Raw genomic sequence first — 18348 nt, 5'->3', positions numbered from 1 at the left:
TGGCGCTGGCGGGGATGGCGCCGGCCGTCGCGCGGGCGTAGTGGGTGCCGGAGCGGCCGGTGCGGCTGGTGGTGCCCCTCGCTCCGGGCGGCTCGCAGGATGTGCTGGGGCGGTTGCTGGCGCAGGCGGTCTCCGGGCCGCTCGGGCAGCAAGTGGTGGTCGAGAACCGGGCAGGGGCGGGCGGCGTGCTCGCCGCCGAGACGGTGGCGCGGGCGGCGCCGGATGGGCTGACCATCTTCCTCTCCACAGCCGGACAGCTTACCATCGCCAAGGCGATCGGGCGGCGGCTGCCCTATGACCCGATCGAGGATTTCACCCCGATCCTCTGGCTGGCCGACAGCCCGGTCGCGCTGCTTGCCGCGCCGGGTCTGCCGGTGCGGACTGCGCTGGAACTGCTGCGCTATGCCAAGGCGGCGCGGGAGCCGCTGCCCTATGCCTCGACGGGAATCGGAACCAACACGCACCTCATCATGAAGGATCTGAGCGCGCGGGAGGGGCTGCGCGTCGAGCATGTGCCCTATCGCGGGGCGGCGGCGGCCTTCAACGACCTCCAGGCTGGGCGGATCGCACTGATGTTCGTCTCCGTGCCCTCGGTGCTGGCGGTGGCGCCGGGGCAATTCAAGCTGCTGGCGCTGGCCTCGCGCGAGCGCTTCCCGGCGCTGCCGGAGGTGCCGACGTTGGTCGAGGCAGGGGTTGCGGATTTCGAGGCGAGCATCTGGACGGCGCTCTCGGCGCCGGCACCCTTGCCGGAGCCAGTCCGGGCGCGCCTGGCGACGGCCTTCAACGAGGCGCTGCATTCCGAGTTGGTGACGTCACGGCTCGACGTGCTGGGGGCGGTGCCGAACGGGGCGGATGGCGCGGCCTTCGGGGCGATGCTGCGGCAGGACCTGGAGCGTTGGACACGGGTGGTCGCGCCGCTCAACCTCAACCTCGACTGAGTAGCAGCGCCTCCACTGCGGCACGGTCGGGCGTCTCACCGTCCCGGGCGCGCAGCGCCCCGGCGGCGGAGGCGAAGCGCATGGCATCCGGCAAAGACATGGCTTCGGCGAGGGCCAGCGCATAGGCGCCATGGAAGACATCGCCGGCGCCGGCGGTATTGGTCGCCTCGACCGGGAAGGCGGGAGTTTCCATCGGGGACTCCATCCCCTCTGCCAGCCAAAGCGTGCCGTGCTCGCCGCGGGTGACGGCGGCGAGCCTGGCGCCGGAAGCGAGCGCACGGCGCAGGCCCTCGGTGGCCGTCACGCCTGGGGCGAAGATTTGCAGGCCGGGTTGCGAGAAGATCGCGTGGTCGACCAGCGGGACCAGGGTGGCAAGGAGGCGGGCTTCGCTCTTCTCTGCGTCGAGCACACTCGGGATGCCAAGGCGGCGGGCGGCGCGGAGGGCGGCCTCGGCGGCGCGGGGCCAGCGCGGGTCGCAGAGCAGGGCGCCCGCCTCGGCGAGGGTCTCCATCGGCAGGATGCTCGGATCGAGGTCGAGCCCCTCGCCACGGAAGGCGATGACCACCCGCTCACCGACCGGGTCCAGCAGCACGGCGGAGACGGGGGTGCGGGCACCCGGAATGATGCGGACGGCGCCCGTATCGACCCCGAAGCCGGCCAGCTCCTCGGCCAGCGGTGCGCCGTTGCGGTCGTCGCCGACGCGGCCCCAGAAGCGGACCTGGCCTTTAAGACGGGCCACGGCGATGGCGGCATTGGCGGCGAGCCCGCCGACGCCGAGGCTGTAGCGCCGGGCGACCTGCTTCGCCGGGGGCTGGGGAACATCCTCCACCCAGAAGCTGTGATCGGCGACGAGATGGCCAAGGCAGATGACGAGGGGCATGGGCCCGCAGTCTACCAGCGGGAGCGGCTAATCGATGCGGATATTCGCTGTCTTCACCATCCCTGCAAAGAAGGTGATTTGCTGCTCACGAAAGGTATTGAACTCCTCCGCTGTATTGGCTCGGGTGAGGGCCCCGAGCCCGGTGAGGCGCTCCAACACCGGCGGCTCGGCGATGACGGCGTTCAGGGCAGCATTATAGTCCCTGATGAGGCCCGACGGCGTGTTGGCAGGAGCGAAGAAGCCGTTCCACTCCCAGGTCTCGTAGCCCGAAAGCGTGTCGGCAAAGACAGGCACGCCGGGAAGGATGTCGAGCGGGGCCGGGCCGGTCAGGGCAATGCAGCGCACCTGGCCAGATTGCAGCAGCGGCAGGGTGTTCGGCACGTTGCTGAACTGGAGCGGGATGCGGCCGGCGGTGAGGTCGTTTCGGGCACTGGCCATCTCGCGGTAGGCGACATGGGCGATCCCGATACCGGCCATGTGGTTCAGCAGCTCGAGCGAGACATGCTGGGCGGTACCGATGCCCGTGGTCGCGCAGGCGATTTCGGCAGGCCGGGATTTGGCCAGGGCGATAAGTTCGGGCACGGTCTGGACAGGGAAGGCGTTGGTCGCCATCAGCGTGTTCGGCGTGACCATGGCGAGGAAGACCGGCAGCAGGTCCCGTCGCGTATCATAGGGCAGGCGGGGGCCGAAGAGCGCCGGGTTCACCGAATGCGCCGTCGCGTCGTAGAGCAGGGTGGTGCTGTCGGCTGCGGCGCGGGCGACGACCTGGGCGGCGATGGTGCCGGCGGCGCCAGGACGGTTCTCTACCACAACCGAGAGGCCGAGACGCGGGCCGAGCGCGGCGCAGAGGATGCGACAGACGACATCAGCCGTGCCGCCGGCGCTGTAAGCGTTGACGACGCGGAGGGTCCGGCCCTCGGCGCGGGCGAGAGCGGGCGCCAGCAGGGCGGTGGCGAGTAGGGTGCGGCGGTTCATGATTGCTCCGTCAGGCGGCGGCAGCGAGGAAGATAGGAACGGCTTGGCGCACCCGCTCTGCGGCCTCCACTTGGTAGGACCGCGGAAGTTGGCCGAACAGCATCAGGATATGCGGCTTGCCGGTAACCTTGCCGGCCGCCTGCACCAGCCTGATCCGCCACCCGGCCTCGCTCGGGCGGCAGGGCGGGGTTGCTGTCTCGATCATGCACCATTCGCGCTTGCGCCCAACCTGGCAAGGAGGATGACAGGATCCGGCTGGTGGCCAAGCACCTTGTGCTTTCCCGCAACGGAAAAGACGGCTTCCGCCGGGATGGAACTATTTTGGTGCCATTCGGAAATCGGCATGGGGGTGATTCCACGAATGCCTGCTTTGCTCTAAGGACGGCACATGGAACTGACTTCCGAGCAGATCGCCGCGGCGCGGGCCCGTGGCTGCACCTTCCTGCCGGCGACCGAGGAGCAGGTCGCGCGGCTGACCATGCAACGCCGTATCTTCACCATCGACGGGAGGCCGCACGTCGCCATCCGCCAGGATGAGGCGGTGAAGGAGACGCATGGCGCGGTGGCGCTGCTGATCGAAGGCGGCACGCCGCGTTCAGACGAGACGAGCCAGCAGGCGGCTGCGGCGGAGGCCGAGGTGACGCTGGAATTGGCCGGCGAGACGGCTGCCGGACGTGGCGGCGCACAGGTGGTGCGCCGTGCAAGCCGGCCCCGTGCTCCCTGGCGCGGCGCCAAGCGCGGCGCCTAGCCCAAGGGCTCCAGAGGCTTATCGGCCCTTGGCAGGGGGAGCATGAGGGCGGCGGCGCCCCGCTCATTTACGCGGCCTTTATACGGGCCCGCTTTTTCTCACATGGAGGCTTGCGCTCCTCGGCGCGCAGTCTCCCGCCCGGACCGGACCCTTTATCCCGGCACGGAGCGACCCATGCTTGATCTCGTATTGCTGGCTCTCGGATTGGGCCTTTTCGCCTTGCTCGCGGCCTATGCCACGGCTTGCGAGCGCGTGTAGCGGCCATGATGGAGCTTGTCCTCGGCGGCACGGTTACGACCGGGCTGCTGCTCTACCTCCTTCTGGCCCTGCTGCGGCCTGAGGACCTTTGATCCCATGACGCTGATTGGCTGGGCGCAGATCGCGCTCGTGCTCGCTTGCGTGGTCGCGGCGGCGATTCCGCTCGGGCGCTACATGGCAGCGGTGGCGGCAGGGCACGTCACCTTCCTCGCGCCGGTGGAGCGCGCCTTCTATGCGGCGGCTGGCATCGATCCGCGGCAGGGGCAGGGCTGGCGCGGCTATACGCTGGCGATGCTGGCGACAAACGCGGCAGGGTTCCTGCTGCTTTATGCGCTTCTGCGGGGGCAGGGGGGCTTGCCCCTCAACCCACAGGGCTTCGACGGGTTGACGCCATGGCTCGCCTTCAACACGGCGGTGTCCTTCGTCACCAACACCAACTGGCAGGCCTATGGCGGCGAAGCGGCCCTCAGTTACCTCTCGCAGATGGCAGGGCTGACGGTACAGAATTTCCTCTCGGCCGCGACGGGGATGGCGCTGGCACTCGCCGTCTCCCGTGCCTTCGCCCGGGGTGGGGTGAAAGATCTGGGGAATTTCTGGGCTGACCTGGTGCGAGTGACGCTTTATGTGCTCATCCCGCTCAGCCTGCTCGTGGGCCTCGCCTTCGTCGCCATGGGGATGCCGCAGACGCTGGCACCCTATGCAGAAGCGACGACGTTGGAGGGCGTGCGGCAGGTGGTCCCGCTGGGGCCGGCGGCCTTCCAAATCGCCATCAAACATCTCGGGACGAATGGCGGTGGGTTCTTCAACGTGAACGCGGCGCATCCCTTCGAGGGACCGACGGCGCTCGCCACCGCCCTGCAGATCTGGTCGCAGCAGGTGATCCCCTTCGGCCTGGCGCTGACCTTCGGCGCTATCGTCGGCGACATACGCCAGGGGCGGGCGCTGTTGCTGGTGATGCTTGCCTATGTGCTGGCCGGAACGTGGGCAGTCTATGCGAGCGAGACGGGGGGCAACCCGCTGCATCTCGCCCTCGGGATCGATGCGGTGCAAGGCAACATGGAGGGGAAGGAGCTGCGCTTCGGGCAGGCTTTGGTCGCGCTCTTCACCGCCACCACCACCGGCGCCTCCTGTGGCGCGGTGAATGCGATGTTCGACAGCTTCACGCCGCTCGGCGGGTTGGTGCCGCTCTTCCTGATCCAACTCGGCGAGGTGTTGCCGGGCGGCGTCGGCTCAGGCCTCTACGGCATGCTGGTCTTCGCGCTGCTCGCTGTCTTCGTCGCCGGATTGATGGTGGGGCGGACGCCAGAGTACCTCGGCAAGAAGGTGCAGGCGCGGGAGGTGAAGCTTGCCATGCTCGCCGTGCTGGTGCTGCCAGCGGTGATCCTCGGCTTCACCGCGGTGGCGCTGGTGCTGCCGGCGGCCGTCGCCTCCATCCCGGCGGCGGGGCCGCATGGGCTGAGCGAGATGCTCTATGCCTACAGCTCGGCGGCGGGCAACAACGGCTCGGCCTTCGGCGGCGTCACCGCGGATACACCCTGGATGAATGTGACGCTCGGCATCGCCATGATGCTGGGCCGCTTCGCCTATGCGGTGCCGGTCATGGCGATTGCCGGCTCACTCGCTGCGAAACCGCGTGCCGTAGGGAGCGCAGGCAGCTTCCCGACGCATGGGCCGCTCTTCGCCGGACTGCTGGCCGGCGTGATCCTGATCCTCGGGGGGCTGCAGTTCATGCCGGCCCTCGCCCTTGGGCCGCTGGCCGAGCATGTCTCGCTGCTGGCCGGCAAGACCTTCTGAAGGCACAGAGCCAATGGATACCATGATGCCGATGGGGAAGGCTGCGCGCCGGGTGCGCGGCGTGGCCTTCACCGACCGCGCGCTCCTCGGCCGCGCTGCGCTCAATGCGTTGCTGAAGCTCAACCCAGCGAAGCTGGTGCGCAACCCGGTGATCTTCGTCACCGAGGTGGTCGCCATCCTCGTCACGCTGCTGACGGGGCTGGGTGCGGCGCGCGGGCAGGGCTTCGCCTTCCAGGCGGGGATCGCGGCGTGGCTCTGGCTCACCGTCGTCTTCGCAACCTTCGCCGAAGCGGTTGCCGAAGGCCGGGGGCGGGCGCAGGCGGAGAGCCTGCGGCGCGCGCGGGGCGATGCGCGGGCCAAGCTGCTGCTGCGGCTGGACGACCGGACACTCTGGCAGCCCCGTGGTGCGACGGAACTGAAGGTCGGCGACCTCGTGCTGGTCGAGGCGGGTGACATCATCCCCTCCGATGGCGAGATCGTCGAGGGCATTGCCTCGGTCAACGAGGCGGCGGTGACGGGCGAGAGCGCGCCGGTGATCCGTGAGTCGGGCGGTGACCGGAGCGCGGTCACGGGGGGGACGCTCGTTGTCTCCGATTGGCTCGTCGTTCGAATCACGGCGGCGCCGGGGAGCACCTTCCTCGACCGGATGATTACGCTAATCGAGGGCGCGGCACGGCAGAAGACGCCGAACGAGGTCGCGCTCGACATACTGCTGGCGGGCATGACGATCATCTTCCTGATCGCCGTCGCTTCGCTGGTTGGGTTGGCGAGCTGGAACGGTAGGCCCCCTTCGGTGCCGGTGCTGGCAGCGCTGCTGGTGACGCTGATTCCGACGACGATCGGCGGGCTGCTCTCGGCCATCGGCATTGCCGGGATGGATCGGCTGGTGCGGTTCAACGTGTTGGCGACCAGTGGGCGCGCCGTCGAGGCCGCGGGCGACGTCGATGTGTTGCTGCTAGACAAGACGGGCACCATCACTTTCGGCAACCGGCAGGCGGCGGGGTTCGTGCCGGCGCCTGGCATCGCCGAGCGGGAGCTGGCGGAGGCGGCGGTGCTGGCGAGCCTCGGCGACGAGACGCCGGAGGGACGGTCCATCCTCACCTTCGCGCGCGAACGCCATGGCGTCGTCGCGCCAGCGCTGCCGGCGGGGGCGAAGGTCGTGCCATTCACTGCGCAGACGCGGCTTTCGGGGCTCGACCTGATGGATGGGCAGTACCGGAAGGGTGCGGTCGACAGCCTCGCACGGAGCCTTGGTATCGCCATTCCGCCGGCGCTGGCGGAGGCGGTGGAGCGGATCGCGCGGCAGGGCGGAACGCCGCTCGCGGTCGGGCGGGATGGCGTGGTGCTCGGTGCTATCGAACTGAAGGACATCGTCAAGCCGGGCATCCGCGAGCGTTTTGCCGAGCTCAGGCGGATGGGCATCCGCACGGTGATGGTCACCGGCGACAACCGGCTGACGGCGGCGGCGATCGCGGCGGAGGCAGGGGTGGACGACTTCCTGGCGGAGGCCACGCCAGAGCAGAAGCTCGGCTATATCCGCAAAGCGCAGGGCGAGGGGCGCCTGGTTGCCATGGCTGGGGACGGCACCAACGACGCGCCGGCCCTCGCCCAAGCGGATGTCGGGCTCGCCATGCAGACCGGCACCCAAGCGGCACGTGAGGCGGGCAACATGGTCGATCTCGACAGCGATCCCACCAAGCTGATCGAGGTGGTGGAGATCGGCAAGCAGCTGCTCATCACCCGTGGAGCGCTGACCACCTTCTCCATCGCCAATGACGTGGCGAAGTATTTCGCCATCCTGCCAGCCATTTTCGTCGTCAGCTATCCGGAGCTTGGGGTCTTCAACGTGATGCGGCTGGCCTCGCCGGAGAGTGCGATTCTCTCGGCGGTGATCTTCAACGCGCTGATCATCGTGGCGCTGGTGCCGCTGGCGCTGCGCGGCGTGGCCTATGCGCCGGTCGGTGCGGCGGCGCTGCTGCGGCGGAACCTGCTGATCTATGGGTTAGGGGGCATTGTCGTGCCCTTCGTCGGGATCAAGCTCATCGACCTTCTCCTCACCTTGTTCGGGATGGCCTGAAATGAATGCAAATATGCGCCCGGCCTTGGCGGTAGTCGGATTGTCGACCTTGCTATGCGGTTTAGCCTTGCCGCTGGGCTTCACCGGAGTGGCGCAGCTTGCCTTCCCTGCGCAGGCTAATGGCAGCCTGGTGGAGCGGGAGGGAACGGTGATCGGCTCCTCGCTGATCGGGCAGGGCTTCACGAGCGAGCGGTACTTCCATCCGCGGCCTTCGGCGACGACCGAGGCGGATTCGGAGAAGCCGGGGAGCACGCGGGCGGCGCCTTACAATGCAGCCGCTTCGGCGGGGTCGCAGGCGGCGCCTACAAGCGCGGCGCTGCTGCAGACGCTGAAGGAACGCGTGGCGGCGGAAGGGCGCTGGCCGGTGCCGGCGGATGCGGTGACGGCCTCGGCCTCCGGGCTCGATCCGCATGTCAGCCCCGAGAATGCGGCGCGGCAGGTGGAGCGCGTCGCTGCGGCTCGTGGTCTGGCGTCGGAGCGAGTGAGGGCGCTGGTGGCGCGGCACACCGAAGGCCGGGAGTGGGGTCTGTTCGGTGAGCCGCGGGTCAATGTGCTGAGGCTGAACCTCGCGCTAGACGGGCTGCGCTGATCAGCGGGCCCGCAGCAGTTCAGGCACGCGGAGCAAAATCATCTCGTTGTCGTCGGCGCGGGTCAGATGGCGGCCCGCGCTGAAGGGCAGGTTGTTGTCATTGCCGACGATGATGTGCTCGCCATCCACCACTGCGACGTTCTCGATGGTGAAGAAGGGGAAGGTGAAGCGGTCGCGTGGCTCGTTCGGCCCGCGGTCTCCTTGGGTACGGGCGACGCCTTCCGGGTCGCGGATCGCCATCAGGTCGATATAGCCGAGCTTCTTCACGAAGCCTTGCTCGTCGACTTCGCCGAGATCGAGGATGTAGATGCGTTTCAGCCGCGCCGGGGTGGCGAAGCAGCCGGGCGGGTTGGCGCCGGCGGCGCAGGCAAGCGACGGGTCGCCTTCTCCGTCGTCGCGCTCGATGATGAGGGCGCGTCGGTCATCGATCATGTTGAAGTCGCCGATGGCGGTGGTGCCCTCCTCTATGCGGTAGCGCAGCACGCGGCCGGTCCAGGCGCTGCGCGCAGTGTCGAATTCGGCAATGCGGAGGAAGCGGCCCTCGGGTTGGCCGTTCGTCAGCAGGGGCTTTTCCAGCAGGGCATAGAGGCGGCTGCCATCGGGGCTCTGGGCCATGCCCTCGAAGCCGCCGCTGCGCTGGGACTCGAAGGCGGTGGCGGGGACCTGGAGGGCAGGGTTGTCGGGGCTGCGGATCGGGCGGCCGTCGATTACCGTTTCCACCACTTGCTGGACGCAGCCTTCGAGGTCGACCTTGACGAGGAAGGGGCCGAATTCGTCGCCCAGCCAGAAACCGTCACCTGTGGGCTGGATGCTCTCGATGTCGAAGTCACCGCCGGTCAGGTAGCGGCGCTCCGTGCCCTCGTAGGCGATGCGGAAGGGGACACGGCGATCAGGGTCGGAGAGGAAGATGGTCTGCTCAACTGTGACCTGGCCGGCCCGCCAGTCCGGGCGGATGCGGTGGAGCATCAGCATCGCGTCAGGGCTGTTGCGCTTGTTGCCGAAGCCGTTGTCGCTCAGCACCCAGTAGGCGCCGGGGTGACCGGCGGCCGGCTTGATACCTGAGAGTCCCTGGATCGGCTGGCCGATGAAGGGGAGGCTGATGCCGGTCGGCCGCCCGGCGGGTACGGGGCCGGTGGTGCCGGCAATGCTGCCGGGCTGGTCGGTGCGGGTATTGCCCGGGCCCGTGAACTTGCCGGAGATCAGCGCATCGCGCGGTGCGTCGGCGGGCGGCAGCGCCATGGTGAAGGCGGGCAGGACGGCATGGCCGGCCAGGTTCGCCTCGAAGCGGGGTTGGGCCAAGGCTGGACCGGCCAGCAGCAGTGCGGTGGTGGCGAGTAGCAGTCGGCGCATGCGGGCATCCCCCTTGTCGATCCGGGGGCGCTCCTAGCCGGCGCGTGTTGCGCCGGCTTGGCAGTTCCGTGTCAACCCCGTTGCAGCGGGCGGTAGCGCCAGACGCTGGCAGGGGGGAAGTTCCTCGGAGTCCAGGTCTCGCGCTTGGCCGAAAGTCCGAGCTTGCGGTAGGGCAGAGGCGAGGTGATGCAGTAAGTGTAGAGCAGGAAGCCAAGGCCGGGGGCGACGCGCTCAACGCCTTCGACGAAGAGGCGCTGGCGCTCGATCGGCAGCAGCACCAGCGGAATGCCGCAGATCACGCTGCTGACGCGGCCGACGAAACGCTCCGGCAGATGTTGCGGCAGGGCGAAGGCGTCGGCGCAGAGCACGGTCGTGCCCGGCAGGCTCTCGCGCAGATGGTCGGCCATGTCGGGGACGATTTCCACCAATACGAGACGCTCCGGGGCAATGCCTGCGTCGAGCATCGCGCGGGAGATGACGCCGGTGCCGGCGCCGATTTCGAGCACGACGCCATCGCCGTCTGCCACAGCGAGATTGGCGATGCGGCTCGACAAGGTGCGCGAGGATGGGACGATGGATCCCATCTGCAAAGGGTCCGCCATCCACCGGCGGAAGAAGAGCGGCAGGTTGGCGATGGGATGAGCGTTTTCGGGCCGTTGAAGGCTGCTGCTCGACATGCTCTGTCCTCTCTGTCCGGCTCGGCTTTCAGCTATTGAACCGGACCAGGGTTTCACGAAATTGCGCCATCGAAGCGTCCCAGGAGAAGGCTTCCGCGTGGGCGCGCGCAGCCTCGCGGCTGCACTCCAGCGCAGCCAGGCAGGCGGCGCGGAGATTCTCGTCCAGCACGCCGACGCGCTGGTCGGTCACCACGTCGAGCGGGCCGGTGACGGGAAAGGCGGCGACCGGCGTGCCGCTGGCGAGCGCCTCCAGCAGCACGAGGCCGAAGGTGTCGGTGCGCGAAGGGAAAACGAAGACATCGGCGCCGGCATAGGAGCGGGCGAGGACGCCGTTCTCACGGTAGCCGAGGAAATGCGCCCCGGGGAAGCGCTGCTCCAGCTCCGCGCGCTGCGGGCCATCGCCGATGACGACCTTGCTGCCAGGCAGGTCGAGCGAAAGGAAGGCGGCGATGTTCTTCTCGACGGCGACGCGGCCGGCGTAGAGGAATATGGGCCTTGGCAGGCCCTCGAAGGGCTCGCGCGGCTCCGGCTGGAAACGGGAGAGATCGACGCCGCGGGTCCAGGGGCGGACCTTGGCGAAGCCGCGCGCGGCTAGGTCGCGCCGCAGGCTTGGGGTTGCTGCCATCACCGCCTGTGCGGGAGCGTGGAACCGGCGCAGGACGCGCCACGACCAAGCCGCGGGGATCCGGGCACGGGCCTCCATGTATTCGGCGAATTTCGTGTGGAAGGCGGTGGTGAAGGGCCAGTTGCGCCGGAGGCAGATGCGCCGCATCGCCCAGCCAAGCGGGCCCTCCGTTGCGATGTGCACGGCGCAGGGCATGTAGGCATCGACGATCTGCATCAGCTTGCGCCGCGGCGCGATGGCGAGGCGGATTTCCTTGTAGCCGGGCGTCGGGATGCTGCGGAACCGGTTTGGGCCAATCACCTCCACGGTGTCGCCGTTGGCGCGCAGCATCTCGGCCATGGTGCTGAGGGTGCGCACCACGCCGTTGACCTGCGGCGCCCAGGCATCGGTGACGATCAGCAGGCGGAGCGGGGCGCTTTTCGCCGGCGCCTCAGCGAGGGTGACGGGCTGGTCAGGCACGGGCGATGGCCAGGCGCTGGGTCGTGGCATCGCGTTCGGCGCGGAGGCGCATCTCGCGCACCCAGTCGATCAGTTCGAACCGGCCATCGGCATGCTCGACGAGGGCGGTGCAGCTTTCCACCCAATCACCATCATTCATGTAGGTGATGCCGTGAACGTCGCGCATCTCGGCATGGTGGATATGGCCGCAGATGACGCCGTCGAGCCCGCGTCGGCCGGCCTCGTTGGCGAGTGCCATCTCGAAGCGGTCGATCGCTTTGACCGCCTCCTTCACCTGGCGCTTCAGCCATTGCGAGAGCGACCAGTAGGGGTAGCCGAGCTTGCGGCGCGCGGCGTTGAACCAGCGGTTCAGGGTGAGCGCCATGTCGTAGGCCCAGTCGCCGAGATGGGCGAGCAGCTTCGCGTAGCGGATGACGCCATCGAACTCGTCCCCGTGGATGACGAGGAAGCGGCGGCCATCGGCGGCCTCATGCACCGCCTCACGCATCAGGCGGATGCCGGCCACCTCCAGCCCCTGGCCGAGCCAGTTACGGAACATCTCGTCATGATTGCCGGGGATGTAGAGGACCTCGGTGCCAGAGCGGGCGAGCTTCAGCAGGATGCGCAGCACGTCATCATGGTCGCTGTCCCAATACCAGGACTTGCGCAGGCGCCAGCCATCGACGATGTCGCCCACGAGGTAGAGCCGGTCACAATCGGTGCGGCGGAGGAAATCGGCCAGGTAGTCGGCCCGGCAGCCGCGCATGCCGAGATGGGTGTCGGAGAGGAAGACGCTGCGGTAACGGGTCCTGGCCTCGGCGGCTTGCATGATCCTGCCCTCGCTCTCGCCGGGGTGGGGCGGGTACCGCGACTCCCCGGACACAATCGTCAACGAGCGGGTAACGCGGGATCAGCAATCCTGTCGTGAACCCTTCATGAAACCATGCAGTAACACGGCGCAAAAGGCTGCGATATGACTGGGCGATGACAGAAGCGGTTTCGTACGTCCTCTGTTGTAAACCGACTGACCGCGATATGACCCCGAAGCGTCACCTTCGGTCGCGATAAGCCCCCATGCTGATCATCTTCAATCCCAAGGCCGGACAGCGGCGCCGGCAGAGGCTGGACCGTGCGCTCCAAGTGCTGCGGCGGCTTGGGCAGGATTTCACGCTGGTCGAGACCGCGCATCCGGGCCATGCCGCGTTGCTGGCGCGGGAGGGGGCGAGAGGGGGGCAGGGCGTCGTCGTCGCGGCCGGCGGGGACGGGACGATCGCCGAGGTGGCGGCCGGGCTGGCGGGGGCGGGCGCGGCGCTTGGCGTGCTGCCGCTCGGTACGGCCAATGTCTTCGCCTGGGAGCTCGGCATCCCGGTGCGGCCGGAACTCTCCGCGCGGCTGCTGGTGGAGGGCGAGGCGCGGCTTGTGCATCCGGGCGAGGCACGCTTCGACGGCGGCGGGGAAAGGCTCTTCGTGCAGATGCTGGGGGCGGGATTCGACGCGGCTGTCGTCGCCAATCTCGATCTCGGGCTGAAGCGCCGGATCGGCAGGGGAGCCTATGTGTGGCAGGCGGTACGGGAACTGGGGCGCTACCGCTTCCCGCCGCTGCGGGTCGTTTTCGCGGATGGTGAGACGCTGGTGAGTTCGGTCATCGTCAGCAAGGGGCGGCTTTATGCCGGGCGCCATCTGCTGGCGCCGGAGGCCGAAATGGCGCGGCCGGGCTTCCAGGTGGCCCTGTTCCGCGGCTCCGGGCCGGTCGCGGCGGCGGCTTATGGCGCGGCGCTGCCGCTCAACTTGCTGCCGCATATGCCGGGGCTCGCGCTGCGGCATGCGACCTGGCTCCGCATCGAGGGCGAGGGAGTCGCCGTGCAGGCGGACGGGGACCCGGTAGGACGGCTGCCGGTGGAAGTCAGGGTGGCGCCGGCGCCGCTCCGCGTCGTGTTGCCGCAGGTGACGGGGGTGGCCCTGGCAGCCTAGGCTTCCCGCCCAAAGGGGAGGAGAGGCCGATGAAGCCCATTCGTGTAGCGACCTTCGACGGGCCGGGGGCGCCGCCTGTCATCCGCGAGGTGCCATGGCCGAAGGTCGGCCGGAAATCGGCGCTGATTCAGATCGGTGCCTGCGGCGTCTGCGGCACGGATCTGCATATCCTCAAGGGACATTGGCCGAAGCCGCTGCCCTGGCCCTTCACCCTCGGCCATGAGATGACCGGGATCGTCCAGGAGATCGGGCCGGACCTGAAGACGGACTGGATGGACCTGCCGATCGGCATCGGGTCCAAGATCATGGTCCCGCCCTTCATGCCCTGCGGCGAGTGCTACTACTGCCGCCACTACCCGGAGAATTCCAACCGCTGCCAGACGCCGGTCTATTATGGGCGCTATCTCGGCTTCGACCGGCCGCCGCATCTTTGGGGCGGTTGGGCCGAGTATGTCTATGTCGATCTCGAGGCGCTGCCGGGGACCAAGATCTACAAGCTGCCGGAGACCATGCCGCTCCGGCTCGGGGCGCTGTCGGAGCCGCTGACCTCTTGCATCCGCGGCTTTGCCCGGGCGCAGAAGATGGGGCTGTTCCGCTGGGGCGACACGGTTGTCATCCAGGGAAGCGGGCCGATCGGCATCCTTGCCATCGCTGCGGCGCGGGAGATGGGAGCGGGACGGGTGATTTGCGTCGGCGCGCCGGAGGAGCCGCGGCTGGCTCTGGCCCGGCGCTTCGGGGCGGAGGCGACGGTCGATATCGAAGCCTACCCGACGTCGGAGGCGCGGGTGGCGCGCGTCCGCGAAATCGTTGGCGGCTACGGCGCTGATCTGGTGATGGACTGCACGGGGCATCCCGCCGCAGGGCCGGAGGGTGTCGAGATGCTGCGCGATGGCGCGGCGATGATCGAGATGGGGCAGTTCACCGATGCGGGGAGCATCGCCACCAACTGGCACCGCTTCGTCGCCAAGGATGTGGTCATCATCGGCTCATGGGCCTTCACCGAGAACGACCTGGCGCTCGGCATCCGCATGCTGGACCATGCGCGGGACCGCTATCCCTGGGCTGCGATGCAGACCATCTATCCTTTCGACGAGGACGGGGTGAGCCGGGCGGTTGCGGATGCCATGGCGATGCGCACGGTGAAGAGCACGATCGTGCCCTTCCCCGAGCTGCTGGAAGCCTGACTACTCGATCGCAGCCAGGATGCGGTCCATCGCCTCCGTTCGCCCGAGGGCGGCGAGGACCGCATCGATCGGCGGGCTCTGGGTGCTGCCGCTGAGGGCGATGCGGATCGGCTGGGCAACCTGGCCGAGCTTCATCCCCTTCACATCGGCATAGTCGCGGAGCCAGTTCATCAGCTCCGCCCTTTCCCATGGCGCGTCGGTGAGGAAGCGGGCGAGGTCGGCGAGGAGGGCTTTCGCCTCCGGCGTCAGCTGGGCGGCAGCCTTGGGGTCCATCGGCGGCGGGCCTTCCTGGGCGGCGAAGGCGGCGGCCGAGGCGAGGTCCTCCAGCGTCTTGGCGCGCTCCTTGAGCGTCGGCATCAGGTCGCGAACGCGGTCGCCGCCGAGGGTGCCGTAATCGATCCCTCGTGCTGCGAGGCGCCTCAGCACGTCCTCGGTCAGGCGGGCGTCGTCGGCGGCGCGGAGATAGATGCCGTTGAGATGGGTCAGCTTGGCATAGTCCATGCGCGAGGCGGCCCGGCCGACATCCTTCAGATCGAAGAGGGCGATGGCGCGGTCGCGGGGGACATACTCCTCGTCGCCATGGCCCCAGCCAAGCCGGAGTAGGTAATTGCAGACGGCCTCGGGGAGGAAGCCCTGCGCCTCGAACTCCATCACGCCGACGGCGCCGTGGCGCTTGGAGAGCTTGGCGCCGTCCGCCCCATGGATCAGCGGGATATGGGCGAAGCGGGGGCGGTGCCAGCCCATGGCGTCATAGACCATGCACTGGCGGAAGGTGTTGGTCAGGTGGTCATCGCCGCGGATCACGTGGGTGATGCCCATGTCGTGGTCGTCCACCACCACGGCGTGCAGGTAGGTCGGCGTGCCGTCGGAGCGGAGGATGATCATGTCGTCCAGCTCCGTGTTGCGGACCTCGACGCGGCCCTGGACCAGGTCCTCGACGACGGTGGAGCCCTCGTGCGGCGCCTTGAGGCGGATGGCGGGCTTGCGGTCGGCCGGGGCGGCGGCGAGGTCGAGACCGATCCAACGGGAGCCATCGTACTTGAAGGGGCGCTTGGCGGCCTCCGCCTCGGCACGCATCGCGGCCAGCTCCTCCGGCGTGTCGTAGGCCAGGTAGGCGGCGCCACGGGCGAGCAACTCCCGCGCCACCTCGGCATGGCGCACCTCGCGGCCGCTCTGGAAGACAGGCGGCTCATCCGGGCTGAGGCCGAGCCAGGCGAGGCTGTCGAGGATCTGCTGAACTGCTTCCTCGGTGCTGCGGGCCCGGTCGGTATCCTCGATGCGGAGCAGGTACTGGCCGCCATGATGCCGGGCGAAGAGCAGGTTGAAGAGGGCGGTGCGCGCCCCGCCGATGTGCAGGAAACCTGTAGGCGAGGGGGCGAAGCGGGTGCGGACTGTCATGATCTGCCTGGGCGGTGCGGCTTGGGCCGGCCGGCACTTCTGCTGAGTTGCAAAGAAAGCCGGACCGGGAGCCGGTGGTGGGGCGCAAGGGCCCCTCGCGGGCAGGATAGACTGGGCGGTGGGGCTTGGGAAACCGGCCTGTTGGCACGGCCTCAAGGCTGCGTCGGACAGGATTGCAGCTGCGGAGAGTGCAGCCGCCGCACCAAATCGATGCGCATCTAGATGGATATCTTAAAGTACAACTCTAAGATAATCTCAAATTTTATCTTCACGTAATAGTTGTAAGTCTCATTCGAAACGGTAATATTTCGGCCGACAATGTTTTCAGCTGTTGCCCGGCCAGCCCCCCGATGGCCCGGCAGGCTCGCATCGACGGACGCGCGGAAAAACCTCCTCGCGGACGAACGCCCAAGGCTTGCCTTATGGCTGGCCGTGGCCCTTGGTGCGGGCGTGCTGGTCTATTTCGCCTGGCCGTCGGAACCCCCACCGGCGGCCAGGTGGCTAGCGCCTCCCCTCTCGCTGCTTGCGCTCTGGATCGGGGCGCGTCGGCCCGTGGCCGGGCTGCTGCTCGGCCTGCTGGCGGCCGGAGCGGTCGGCTTCGCCTTGGCGAGCTGGCAGGCTGGAAGAGTGGCGCCGCCGCAGGAGCCGCCCCGCGGGGCGACCATCCTCAGCGGTTCAGTCGCAGAGATCGAGCTGCTGCCCGAGGGGCGACGGGTGACGCTTCGGGCAGTCCAATTCGATGGCGGGCGGCAGGAGGAGCGGATGGTGCGGGTGCGGCTGAAGCCGCAGGACCCGGCCCGGCCGGAACCGGGCGACCGCCTCACCGTCCGGGCGATGATCCAGCCGCCGGGAGCGCCGGCGCATCCGGGCGGGTGGGATTTCCAGCGGGCAGCCTACTTCTCCGGCCTTGGCGGTAGCGGCTATGCGCTGGGGATGGCGGCGGTGGTGCCGGGCGAGACGCGGCCGATTTTCGCCGGGCTGCGGGCGTCGATCGAGGCAAGGGTGACCGAAGCTCTTCCAGGGGTGACGGGGGCCATTGCCGCTGCGCTGATCACCGGCGGCCAGAGCGCCATCCCCGGCGCCGACCTCACAGCCATGCGGGACTCAGGGCTTGCGCATCTGCTCTCGGTCTCGGGGCTGCACATCGTCGCGGTGATGGGCATTGCCTTCACCCTGGTCCGCTGCGGCCTAGCCTTCGCCATGCGGCTGCCCGGAAAGGCAATCGCGGCGCTGGCGGCGCTGGCTGTGGGGGCGGGGTATCTGCTGTTGAGCGGCGTGCAGGTACCGATGCAACGGAGCTTCGCCATGGCGGCGGTGACGACGCTGGCGTTGCTGGCAGGCCGGCGGGCGCTGAGCCTCAGGGTGCTGGCGCTGGCGGCGGCGGCAGTGATCGTCATGCAGCCGGCTGCCATCCTCGGGGCAAGTTTCCAGATGAGTTTCGCCGCGGTGCTCGCGCTCATTGCGGGCTGGGACTGGCTGCGGCCGCGGCTGCCGCAAGGCGGGCGGCGAGCGGCTTGGCGACGCCGCCTCGCGCTGGCGCTGTTCGGCGTGATGGCGACCTCGGTCCTGGCGGGGCTCGCTACCATGCCCTTCTCCCTGCACCATTTCGGCCGGGTCCAGCTCTATGGCGTGGTGGCGAATGCGGTTGCGGTGCCGGTCACCTCGCTGCTGGTCATGCCCGCGGCGCTGGCCGCGGTGCTGCTGATGCCGTTTGAGCTTGAGGGCTGGGCGCTGGCGCCGATGGGCTGGGGGGTGGAGGCAATTCTCGGCGTGGCGCGGCTGGTCGCCGTCTGGCCTGGGGCGTCGCTGGCCATGCAGCCGATTCCATCCTGGGGGCTTGGGATTTGTGCCATAGGGCTGCTCTGGCTTTGCCTCTGGCGGACGGGGTGGCGGCTGGCTGGTGTGCCGCTGCTGGCGATCGGGCTGCTCAGCGGGATGGTCGATCGGCCGCCGGATCTGCTGGTGTCAGGTGATGGGCGGCTGATTGCGCTGCGGGCAGGCGACGGGCTGTTCCTGCAGCGGCAATCCGGGGCCTCGAGCTTCGTCCGGGAGGTTTGGCATCGGGTGCATGGCGAGGTCAGCATTGAGGCGCTGCCGCGCGATGGCGTGGCGGCGAACGGTGCCCTGCGCTGCAGGGCCGGGGCCTGTGTGTTGCGGCCCGATCCGGCGGGGGCGGAGGCAGCGCTACTGCGGGGCGAGGCGCCGGAGGCAACCTGTGCCAGCGCTGCGGTGGTTGTCTCGGCCGAGCCGGTGCGCGGAGCCTGCCTCGCGCAAGTGGTGGACCGCTTCGCCGTCTGGCGGGAAGGCCCACATGCCATATGGCTGGACCGCGGCGGGGCCCGGGTGATCAGCGACCGCGCCTGGCGGGGCGACCGGCCTTGGGTGCCGCCGATGCCGAGCCCACGGGGACTGGCCTCGGCGGCGCCTCTCGCGGCTGTCGATTAGG

17 protein-coding genes are annotated in these 18348 nt (G+C 68.9%); 9 read left to right on the top strand and 8 right to left on the bottom strand.

All coding sequences use genetic code 11. The features are described 5' to 3' along the window. Positions 1–44 precede the first annotated feature (44 nt). Positions 45–938 (top strand): Bug family tripartite tricarboxylate transporter substrate binding protein, encoded by an 894-nt coding sequence (locus tag JMJ56_RS19875; RefSeq protein WP_202833518.1) that lies wholly within the window; start codon positions 45–47, stop codon positions 936–938. On the opposite strand, the gene JMJ56_RS19870 is transcribed toward JMJ56_RS19875, so the two are convergent. The 3 genes from JMJ56_RS19870 to JMJ56_RS19860 are packed head-to-tail and all read right to left on the bottom strand — an operon-like array spanning position 925 to position 2998. Then, positions 925–1818, bottom strand: a complete 894-nt coding sequence (locus tag JMJ56_RS19870) for a PfkB family carbohydrate kinase (protein WP_202833517.1) — start codon at positions 1816–1818, stop codon at positions 925–927. The genes JMJ56_RS19875 and JMJ56_RS19870 overlap by 14 nt on opposite strands. Before the next feature lie 27 nt (positions 1819–1845). After that, positions 1846–2793 (bottom strand): tripartite tricarboxylate transporter substrate-binding protein, encoded by a 948-nt coding sequence (locus tag JMJ56_RS19865; protein ID WP_202833516.1) that lies wholly within the window; start codon positions 2791–2793, stop codon positions 1846–1848. Between the two features lie 10 nt (positions 2794–2803). After that, positions 2804–2998 carry a hypothetical protein gene (locus JMJ56_RS19860; RefSeq protein ID WP_202833515.1) on the bottom strand — a complete coding sequence of 65 codons (195 nt, stop codon included), beginning with the start codon at positions 2996–2998 and terminating at the stop codon, positions 2804–2806. 183 nt (positions 2999–3181) lie between these two features. Between JMJ56_RS19860 and JMJ56_RS19855 the strand changes: the two genes are divergently transcribed. The 5 genes from JMJ56_RS19855 to kdpC all read left to right on the top strand — a co-directional run bounded on the left by JMJ56_RS19855 (position 3182) and on the right by kdpC (position 8259). Beyond that, positions 3182–3541 (top strand): hypothetical protein, encoded by a 360-nt coding sequence (locus tag JMJ56_RS19855; RefSeq protein WP_202833514.1) that lies wholly within the window; start codon positions 3182–3184, stop codon positions 3539–3541. A 263-nt stretch (positions 3542–3804) separates the two neighbouring features. Continuing rightward, positions 3805–3891: a K(+)-transporting ATPase subunit F gene (gene kdpF / locus JMJ56_RS35555; RefSeq protein WP_407927933.1), complete on the top strand. Its 87-nt coding sequence runs from the start codon at positions 3805–3807 to the stop codon at positions 3889–3891. Positions 3892–3895: 4 nt separating this feature from the next. Next, positions 3896–5593, top strand: a complete 1698-nt coding sequence (gene kdpA / locus JMJ56_RS19845; RefSeq protein ID WP_202833512.1) for a potassium-transporting ATPase subunit KdpA — start codon at positions 3896–3898, stop codon at positions 5591–5593. Between the two features lie 31 nt (positions 5594–5624). Then, positions 5625–7670 (top strand): potassium-transporting ATPase subunit KdpB, encoded by a 2046-nt coding sequence (kdpB, locus tag JMJ56_RS19840; RefSeq protein WP_202833511.1) that lies wholly within the window; start codon positions 5625–5627, stop codon positions 7668–7670. A gap of 1 nt (position 7671) precedes the next feature. Further along, complete coding sequence (gene kdpC / locus JMJ56_RS19835; protein WP_202833510.1) at positions 7672–8259, top strand: potassium-transporting ATPase subunit KdpC; 588 nt, start codon at positions 7672–7674, stop codon at positions 8257–8259. Here kdpC and JMJ56_RS19830 read toward each other — a convergent pair whose 3' ends face one another. The 4 genes from JMJ56_RS19830 to JMJ56_RS19815 all read right to left on the bottom strand — a co-directional run bounded on the left by JMJ56_RS19830 (position 8260) and on the right by JMJ56_RS19815 (position 12178). Beyond that, positions 8260–9609 carry an esterase-like activity of phytase family protein gene (locus JMJ56_RS19830; protein ID WP_202833509.1) on the bottom strand — a complete coding sequence of 450 codons (1350 nt, stop codon included), beginning with the start codon at positions 9607–9609 and terminating at the stop codon, positions 8260–8262. A gap of 71 nt (positions 9610–9680) precedes the next feature. Continuing rightward, on the bottom strand, positions 9681–10193 hold the full coding sequence (locus JMJ56_RS19825) for a class I SAM-dependent methyltransferase (RefSeq protein ID WP_236038057.1): 513 nt from the start codon (positions 10191–10193) through the stop codon (positions 9681–9683). 121 nt (positions 10194–10314) lie between these two features. Continuing rightward, a complete protein-coding gene (locus JMJ56_RS19820) occupies positions 10315–11370 on the bottom strand; it encodes a glycosyltransferase family 4 protein (RefSeq protein ID WP_328702430.1) in 1056 nt (351 codons plus the stop codon). Next, on the bottom strand, positions 11363–12178 hold the full coding sequence (locus JMJ56_RS19815) for a UDP-2,3-diacylglucosamine diphosphatase (RefSeq protein ID WP_202833506.1): 816 nt from the start codon (positions 12176–12178) through the stop codon (positions 11363–11365). The genes JMJ56_RS19820 and JMJ56_RS19815 overlap by 8 nt, the downstream gene beginning before the upstream one ends. 245 nt (positions 12179–12423) lie before the next feature. Here JMJ56_RS19815 and JMJ56_RS19810 point away from each other — a divergent pair, with 245 nt between their 5' ends. Both JMJ56_RS19810 and JMJ56_RS19805 read left to right on the top strand, forming a co-directional pair. Continuing rightward, positions 12424–13320, top strand: a complete 897-nt coding sequence (locus JMJ56_RS19810) for a diacylglycerol/lipid kinase family protein (protein WP_202833505.1) — start codon at positions 12424–12426, stop codon at positions 13318–13320. Between the two features lie 29 nt (positions 13321–13349). Next, the gene (locus tag JMJ56_RS19805; RefSeq protein ID WP_202833504.1) at positions 13350–14504 is read left to right on the top strand and encodes a zinc-binding dehydrogenase; all 1155 of its coding nucleotides are present in this window, start codon (positions 13350–13352) and stop codon (positions 14502–14504) included. Here JMJ56_RS19805 and gltX read toward each other — a convergent pair whose 3' ends face one another. Further along, positions 14505–15902, bottom strand: a complete 1398-nt coding sequence (gltX, locus tag JMJ56_RS19800) for a glutamate--tRNA ligase (protein WP_202833503.1) — start codon at positions 15900–15902, stop codon at positions 14505–14507. 318 nt (positions 15903–16220) lie between these two features. Here gltX and JMJ56_RS19795 point away from each other — a divergent pair, with 318 nt between their 5' ends. Continuing rightward, positions 16221–18347 (top strand): ComEC/Rec2 family competence protein, encoded by a 2127-nt coding sequence (locus JMJ56_RS19795; protein WP_202833502.1) that lies wholly within the window; start codon positions 16221–16223, stop codon positions 18345–18347. Position 18348 lies beyond the last annotated feature (1 nt).

Origin of the sequence: Belnapia arida (genome assembly GCF_016773205.1) — a bacterium.
Classification (GTDB): domain Bacteria; phylum Pseudomonadota; class Alphaproteobacteria; order Acetobacterales; family Acetobacteraceae; genus Belnapia; species Belnapia arida.
This window is presented reverse-complemented; position numbering and strand designations above follow the sequence as displayed.

Bases quoted from the DNA above. Each gene is read 5' to 3' on its own strand.
- JMJ56_RS19870 (WP_202833517.1), bottom strand. From the start codon at position 1,818: ATGCCCCTCGTCATCTGCCTTGGCCATCTCGTCGCCGATCACAGCTTC.
- JMJ56_RS19865 (WP_202833516.1), bottom strand. From the start codon at position 2,793: ATGAACCGCCGCACCCTACTCGCCACCGCCCTGCTGGCGCCCGCTCTC.
- JMJ56_RS19860 (WP_202833515.1), bottom strand. From the start codon at position 2,998: ATGATCGAGACAGCAACCCCGCCCTGCCGCCCGAGCGAGGCCGGGTGG.
- JMJ56_RS19855 (WP_202833514.1), top strand. From the start codon at position 3,182: ATGGAACTGACTTCCGAGCAGATCGCCGCGGCGCGGGCCCGTGGCTGC.
- kdpF (WP_407927933.1), top strand. From the start codon at position 3,805: ATGATGGAGCTTGTCCTCGGCGGCACGGTTACGACCGGGCTGCTGCTC.
- kdpA (WP_202833512.1), top strand. From the start codon at position 3,896: ATGACGCTGATTGGCTGGGCGCAGATCGCGCTCGTGCTCGCTTGCGTG.
- kdpB (WP_202833511.1), top strand. From the start codon at position 5,625: ATGGGGAAGGCTGCGCGCCGGGTGCGCGGCGTGGCCTTCACCGACCGC.
- kdpC (WP_202833510.1), top strand. From the start codon at position 7,672: ATGAATGCAAATATGCGCCCGGCCTTGGCGGTAGTCGGATTGTCGACC.
- JMJ56_RS19830 (WP_202833509.1), bottom strand. From the start codon at position 9,609: ATGCGCCGACTGCTACTCGCCACCACCGCACTGCTGCTGGCCGGTCCA.
- JMJ56_RS19825 (WP_236038057.1), bottom strand. From the start codon at position 10,193: ATGGGATCCATCGTCCCATCCTCGCGCACCTTGTCGAGCCGCATCGCC.
- JMJ56_RS19815 (WP_202833506.1), bottom strand. From the start codon at position 12,178: ATGCAAGCCGCCGAGGCCAGGACCCGTTACCGCAGCGTCTTCCTCTCC.
- JMJ56_RS19810 (WP_202833505.1), top strand. From the start codon at position 12,424: ATGCTGATCATCTTCAATCCCAAGGCCGGACAGCGGCGCCGGCAGAGG.
- JMJ56_RS19805 (WP_202833504.1), top strand. From the start codon at position 13,350: ATGAAGCCCATTCGTGTAGCGACCTTCGACGGGCCGGGGGCGCCGCCT.
- gltX (WP_202833503.1), bottom strand. From the start codon at position 15,902: ATGACAGTCCGCACCCGCTTCGCCCCCTCGCCTACAGGTTTCCTGCAC.
- JMJ56_RS19795 (WP_202833502.1), top strand. From the start codon at position 16,221: ATGTTTTCAGCTGTTGCCCGGCCAGCCCCCCGATGGCCCGGCAGGCTC.